The organism is Lactiplantibacillus plajomi, from assembly GCF_005405405.1.
In the GTDB taxonomy this organism is placed as follows: Bacteria; Bacillota; Bacilli; order Lactobacillales; family Lactobacillaceae; genus Lactiplantibacillus; species Lactiplantibacillus plajomi.
In genome coordinates this window covers 21,732-28,417 of sequence record NZ_BJDZ01000035.1, presented here as the reverse complement: position 1 = coordinate 28,417, position 6,686 = coordinate 21,732, and the positions used below count along the sequence as shown (strand labels likewise).

Annotated in this window: 5 protein-coding genes; 3 read left to right on the top strand and 2 right to left on the bottom strand. The window is 46.4% G+C overall.

Annotated elements, in window-relative coordinates:
• The first annotated feature begins 157 nt into the window (after positions 1 to 157).
• A complete protein-coding gene (locus FFM82_RS12130; protein ID WP_137646071.1) occupies positions 158 to 3,424 on the top strand; it encodes a CDP-glycerol glycerophosphotransferase family protein in 3,267 nt (1,088 codons plus the stop codon).
• A 37-nt stretch (positions 3,425 to 3,461) separates the two neighbouring features.
• On the opposite strand, the gene FFM82_RS12125 is transcribed toward FFM82_RS12130, so the two are convergent.
• On the bottom strand, positions 3,462 to 4,652 hold the full coding sequence (locus FFM82_RS12125; protein ID WP_137646070.1) for a CDP-glycerol glycerophosphotransferase family protein: 1,191 nt from the start codon (positions 4,650 to 4,652) through the stop codon (positions 3,462 to 3,464).
• Positions 4,653 to 4,670: 18 nt separating this feature from the next.
• Complete coding sequence (tagD, locus tag FFM82_RS12120) at positions 4,671 to 5,078, bottom strand: glycerol-3-phosphate cytidylyltransferase (RefSeq protein ID WP_137646069.1); 408 nt, start codon at positions 5,076 to 5,078, stop codon at positions 4,671 to 4,673.
• Between the two features lie 235 nt (positions 5,079 to 5,313).
• Here tagD (FFM82_RS12120) and tagD (FFM82_RS12115) point away from each other — a divergent pair, with 235 nt between their 5' ends.
• Positions 5,314 to 5,715, top strand: coding sequence for a glycerol-3-phosphate cytidylyltransferase (gene tagD, locus FFM82_RS12115; RefSeq protein WP_137646068.1), 402 nt, complete (start codon positions 5,314 to 5,316; stop codon positions 5,713 to 5,715).
• 113 nt (positions 5,716 to 5,828) lie between these two features.
• Entirely contained in the window at positions 5,829 to 6,680 is an 852-nt protein-coding gene (locus FFM82_RS12110; RefSeq protein ID WP_137646067.1) for a hypothetical protein, read from the top strand.
• Positions 6,681 to 6,686 lie beyond the last annotated feature (6 nt).

Here is a 6,686-nt window from a genome sequence, read left to right as displayed (position 1 = left end):
TGGTCGACTAGATTGTAGCACAGGACGGTATGTCCTTTTGTTGTGCATAAAAAATGGTGTTGATGGTTTTTATCCATCAACACCAAATATCATAGAGCCATTTTAAAAGAAAACGCATACTTAAACGGTATTGGAAGTTTTTGGAGGATAATTTTATATGGAAAAAGTACGTTTAAAGATTGAGTCAGGCACCTTATTGCTCGATGTAGCGCAAAATGCAGCCTATGACGACCTGCAACTTTATTTTGAGTCGGATCAGCAAATGGCTTATAAACTACATAAAGCTATTTTAACGGTTAATGAGGACTTGATTAACTACCGCTTTAGTATGGATTTGAAGTCTTTGTTAGCCGAGTTAACGCGTGATGATAATACGACCAAGCGCTTAGTATTAATGCATCAATACATTCGAAAAGCTAATGAATCAGATGATCAACGGGAATACGATCGACTTTTAAAATTACCGCTGAAGCGTGAATGGAGCGTTAGCGGGGCTAACCAAGTGTGGGATGATGCACGACAGCACTATTTACAACCTTATTTGACCAAGAACAACGGCATTGCATTGTTAGTTGATCATGATTTAAAACCAGGCCAATATAAAAACTTTCAGGTAATGCAGAAAATTCGCGTTGTGGAACAGCAAGTCAGTATGCAAGGCTACTTTGATACGTTATTCTTTGAGTTACGGGATTGTCACTTGGAATTAGTTGACCGCGGTGGGGACCAGGTGTTTAAGCACGCGTTACCGATCCATGAAGTAGAAACGAAGTATGCGCGGATTCACCGTTATGTCTATGACGTGACACTGACGATGGCGGAGATGGCGGCTTATCTCAAAAACTTGGACCAGTCTAACGAGTTGAGCTTGGACCTTTTCGTTGTTGGGCGGCTCACCGGGACGGATGTCCCCTTAAAGTTCAGACTAGGCCGGCCCCGTTTTATGACTAACTACCGGCTGAAAGGGGAATTAGCCTTAAAGGATGACCAGCGGCAACAGTGGCTCTCATTGGTGCCCTACTTTACGATTAAGGGCTACAACCTCTCGTTTACGTTTAACGCCTACGAAGCGGCCGCCTATGACTATTTCCGGGCACACCGGGGTAAGTGGCAGGGAGTCATTAAAGCGGCGGCTAAACGTGATATTTGGGTGATTGGGGAACGTTCTTATAAAGCCCAGGATAACGGTTTCCGGTTTTTTAAGTATTTACGCGAACAGCACCCGGAAGTGGAGGCCTACTACGTCATTCGTAAGGATGCCGTGGAGCGGCAAAACGTCGCCCCGTTAGGACACGTCCTAACGTTTGGATCGGCGGAACACTTTGAAAAGGTTATCCAAGCGAAGTATATTTGCGGGACCCACCACCCAGACTTTCTATACCCAATTCGGAGTAAGGGGTATGTCGACAATATTCAGGCTAAGCGCATTTTCCTACAACACGGGGTGTTTGGGACTAAGAACATCAAGCCGTTTTACGGCAAGCAGGTCGTGAACGGTTTTTATACCGACCTATTCATTACCAGTTCACAAAAGGAAAAGCGAATCGCAATGACTGACCTGGGTTACGATGACCGCGAAGTTGCGGTAACCGGTTTAGCCCGGTTTGATAGCTTATTTAAGCATGATTTACCGTTAAAGCGGCAGCTGTTGATTATTCCAACCTGGCGCGACTGGCTGACTAACGATGAAATTTTTGAACAGAGCGAGTATTTGCAACGTTACTGGGACTTGTTATTCGATCCCCGTTTGAAGCAGTTTGCGGACCGCTATGGCATGCGATTGATTTTCTGTTTGCACCCAAACATGCAAGCCTACGTTGACTACTTTAAGGACGCACCGGTCACGATTGTGCGTCAGGGTGAAGTTGATGTGCAGATGCTGATCAAGGAAAGCATGATGATGCTGACGGACTATTCCAGCGTGGCTTTCGATTTTAGTTTCTTACACCGACCGGTCCTATACTACACGTTTGACCGCCAGCGGTTCTTAGGGCGCTACCCGTCGCATCTGAACTTAGACGAAGAACTTCCGGGGCCAATGGTCACAACGCTGGACGAAATCTTTGACCAGTTAGACGCGTATGGTCAACAAAACTTTGCGATGCGACCAGCTGACGTGAAGCGGGCCGACCGCTTTATCGCGCACCGGGATACCCACTCGTGTGACCGGATTTTCAGTGCCATTACCCACTTGGCGGATAAAACGGCGGTCGAAAAAGTTCGTAGCAACCCAATTTACGGTAAGGTGAAACGCCGGATTCGCCGGAAGCGGAAGGTTTATTTTCCAATGATGAAGACCTTATACTGGTTCTGGTCACACTTTACGCCAATTAAAAAGAACCAGATTCTGTTTGAGAGTAGTGTCGGTAAACGCTATGAGGATTCGCCACGGGCGATTTACGAGCAGATGGTCAAAACCCATCCAGAACTTGACTACGTTTGGGTTTCCCGGACGAACCAACCGCTACAAGCGAACCCGAAGACCCGGATTGTTAAGCGGCTGTCGTTTGAATATTACCGGGCATTAGCCACTAGTCGTTACTGGGTCAATAACCAGAACTTCCCAACCTACTTGACGAAACGTCGCGGGACCGGTTATTTGCAAACGTGGCACGGGACGCCACTTAAGAAGATGCAACATGATCAGCAGGTCATTGAGGGGCGTAAACCAGGTTACTTGAAACGGGTGACCCACGCGAAGAATCAGTGGTCTGCACTAGTGTCACCGTCGCCGTACGCAACTAAGGCGTTCCGCTCGGCCTTCCAGTACCGGGGACCGGTGATTGAAGCCGGGTACCCCCGCAACGACATTTTTTACGCAGCGGATGTCGATCAGGTTCGGCAGCGGGTACGGCAAGAGCTCGGCATCACGCCTGACCAACGCGTCATTTTATACGCACCAACTTTCCGCGACTATGAAAAGTCTCACGGACGGTTCGTCCTTGATAACCAGTTAGACTTTGAACAGTTCGAATCGCAGTTAGGGGACGATTACGTTCTGCTGATGCGTGAGCACGTGGTCGTGGCTTCAAAATTGCGAATCCCGGAAGCGATGCGGCACAACGTGATCAACGTTTCCAATTATCCGAACGTGCAAGAACTGATGGTGGCGAGTGACGCCTTAGTGACCGATTATTCCTCAATCATGTTTGACTACCTGAACACCGATAAGCCGCTGTACTTCTTCTGTTACGACTTGGAGAAGTATTTGGAACTTCGCGGCGTCTACTTTGACTTCACAAAGGAAGTGCCGGGTCCAATCGTTAAGGACGCGCCGGCACTGTTTACCGCGATTGGTAAGGGAGATGCGAGTTATTGGCAGACGTACGGAACCAAGTACCAAAGCTTTAAACAAAAGTTTGTTCCTAACGATGGTCCCGATACGGCAACCAAGGTGTACCAGCAGTTTTTAGATCGCTATTAAACGAAAAAATGCTTTGAGCAACTGCTCAAAGCATTTTTTAATGGTGTGCAATTTTTTCAATTAATTGAACGACCCGTTGGCTCGCGTTGCCCCGCTCCCAACTAGTGAACTTTGCCCGAAACGCCGTCATTTTTTCTGCGTAATCGGGATAGCGCCCCGTCAACAAAAAGGTTGTTAGTGCAGCTAAGAAGTCCGGTTCGTTCGTTACGATGGGACCAGGGACCTGGTGGTAATCAAAGTAAAACCCACGAATATCGTCCTGATAATGGGCTAAATCGTATGGGTAAAATAACATTGGTCGGTTCAAAATCGCGTAATCAAACATCACTGAGGAGTAGTCGGTGATCAATAAGTCGCTGATAAGGTATAGATCGTTAATATCCTCGTTAACACAAAGTTTTACTTGCGTTTCAAAGCCTTTTAGGCTAATGGATTCTGCGACTAAATAGTGCGGTCGGATGATTAAGACGTCGTCTGGTCCCAACAATTCGCAGACGTGGGCGAGGCTGAACGGCAAGTCCATTTTATATTCACCTTTGCGAATGTAAAAGTCGTCCCGCCAAGTCGGGGCGTACAAGATGACCCGACCATTAGTGTGACCAATAATCCGTTGCTTAATGGCCTGAATCGCGTGCTCATCGGCTGCTTGGTTGACTAGCCGGTCATTGCGCGGGTAACCGTAACTTAAGAACTGGTTGTTGAAGTTAAAAGCCCGTTTGAAAATTGTCTCGGAAAACTGGTTGGGACTGATGAGGTAGTTCCAACGACGACTTTCCGCGTTAAAGTGGGCTTGATATTCGGCCGTCGTACTACCCGGCATCGTCACGTTGGGAATGTCGGCGCCCAATTTTTTTAGTGGCGTCCCGTGCCAAGTTTGAATGTAGGTCGTACGCGGGTTCTTTTTGAGCCAATAGGGCATCCGGGCGTTAAAAACCCAAAACTGGGCGACCGGTGCCACTCGTAGCCAGCGAGCAGAAAACCGGACGACGAAGTCCATTTCGGGATGAGCCGCTTGGGCCGCCGCCAAAAAGCGGTGTTTAACCCCCCAGACCAGTTGCCAGTCGGGATGTTCCTGCTTGAGTGCCTGGTAAATGTAGAGCGGGTTGTCCGTCGGTAGTTTACCGTTGAAGGACTCGAATAAAACGAGGCGTCGTTTCACCGGTCGAACCGTGGCGATTAAATTAAAGACTCGCCGGTAAACGAGACTGATTAGTTCCTTAAGTGACATTTCAATTGATCCTCATTATTAGTCTTTATTTTCAAAATTTAAATCGTGCTTGATTTTAGTGGTCGAAATTTCGGGAGTCCGTGGCAAGTAAATGACTTCGGCGTTAGTCTGTTCGCCAACGAAGTCAAACTTACCGGTCCAGTCATCACCCATTACAAACTTATCGATTTGATAAAACTTAACATCGTTGACTTTCTGGTCCCAGGAGTTTTCAGGAATAACCAAGTCGACGTAGCGAATCGCTTCCAATAAGGCCTTGCGTTTTTCGTATGAGAAGTAGGCCTTTTTACGCTTGCTTTCCCAGTTGAATTCATCGGTGGATAACGCTACGATCAGGTAGTCACCAAGTGCCTTAGCCCGTTTCAGTAGTTCGATGTGACCGTAATGCAGTAAATCAAAAGTACCGTACGTAATAACACGTTTCATTTGAAACGCCTCCTCTAAAATTTTGAGTGTCAGTAATAGCGTTAACACGCCCATTATATCACGCGGATAGTTGGATTGAATGAATTATCATGAATGACTTGATTTTAGCATTAAGGCCGTGAATTTAGAAAAAATAGCGGAATGGTTAAATTTATCAAATCTCAATTGACCCCGTGAACGATTATGGTAGTATTTAAGTTATTAAAAAAATGATATGGATATCTTAGGAGAAAACATGAAAAAAGTGATTACTTACGGGACGTTTGATTTATTGCATAAGGGCCACATTCGGTTGTTAAAGCGGGCCAAGGCGTTGGGCGACCATTTGACCGTTTGTGTCTCGACCGATGAGTTCAATGCGATTAAGGGTAAGAAGGCTTACACGTCGTTTGAAGATCGCAAGTACATTCTTGAAGCCATTCGCTACGTTGATGAGGTGATTCCGGAAAAGGGCTGGGACCAAAAAATTAGCGACGTTGTGGATAATAATATTGACCTTTTTGTCATGGGCGATGACTGGCAAGGTAAATTTGATTTTCTTAAGGATTACTGTGAAGTTGTTTACCTACCGCGTACGGAAGGCATTTCGACAACTAAAATTAAACACGACCTCGGAATGCAGGTCGATGCGGACTAAATTTGCTATAATTAACGGTGAAAACTAATTTTCACTGTTTGGTAACGTCACAAACGGGGCTTGCGGCTTGTCGTTGGTGACGTTTTTATTCGGAAAATAACGGAGGAAATGCTATGGAACCAGTCGTTTTTTTAGTCACTTCACTGGCGGACGTTAGGAAGGATCGCTTTGGCGAGAAACTACACGACTTATTGGATCAAGGCGTAGCCGTAAAAATTATTTTTGCTGATTTAGATTTGTTGGAACGGGCTGAATTTGATCACATTATTGAGACGTTAACGGCGCGTTACGACCAGGCGGTGACCGTTGAAAGCCTGTACGCGTTGTTTCGGCTTGAAAAGGGTGCCCAGTTATCCGCCAACGCGTTAGTAGCGTTAGCACCGGGACTGCAAACTAAGCGGGTCCAACTGGCAGATGGAAGTTATTACGTCCGTTATTTAAAGGATGACCAAATTATGTCGAACGATTACTACTTAAAGGACGGCCGGCATTATTATCAGGTTTTCTATCAAAACAGTCAGCGACAACAGGTTATTTTTTACGGTGGTCAACAACGACCACGAACGGTTCGCAACTATCGGGATGATCAAGCGGTTGAAACGCTGCTATTGAACCATGCGGGCGAGCTCGTGTACCGATTCTTACATAAGCGCGTTATGAGTCAACGGCGCTACAACGTGAGTCCGGCGTCACAATTGCAATTGACCAAAACGATTGTACCGGTAACGCCGGGACAACAACGTAAGAAAAAAGTGGATCCGCAACGGACGTTAACGATTGTTGACGAACCAATTACGGAAACGGCGGTCATTGACTATGTTAATAGCCGGCAGTTTGACGGCCTGTATGACTTTTACGGGTACGTCTTGACGCGGTTCGGTTCCCAACAGCGACTCTACGTTAGCTTAGCGGATACCGTGGCGCTGACAACCGAATTACCCAATCAATTAATTTTTAATTATTAGAAAGGA

Bases quoted from the DNA above. Each gene is read 5' to 3' on its own strand.
- FFM82_RS12125 (WP_137646070.1), bottom strand. From the start codon at position 4,652: ATGTCACTTAAGGAACTAATCAGTCTCGTTTACCGGCGAGTCTTTAAT.
- tagD (WP_137646068.1), top strand. From the start codon at position 5,314: ATGAAAAAAGTGATTACTTACGGGACGTTTGATTTATTGCATAAGGGC.
- tagD (WP_137646069.1), bottom strand. From the start codon at position 5,078: ATGAAACGTGTTATTACGTACGGTACTTTTGATTTACTGCATTACGGT.
- FFM82_RS12110 (WP_137646067.1), top strand. From the start codon at position 5,829: ATGGAACCAGTCGTTTTTTTAGTCACTTCACTGGCGGACGTTAGGAAG.
- FFM82_RS12130 (WP_137646071.1), top strand. From the start codon at position 158: ATGGAAAAAGTACGTTTAAAGATTGAGTCAGGCACCTTATTGCTCGAT.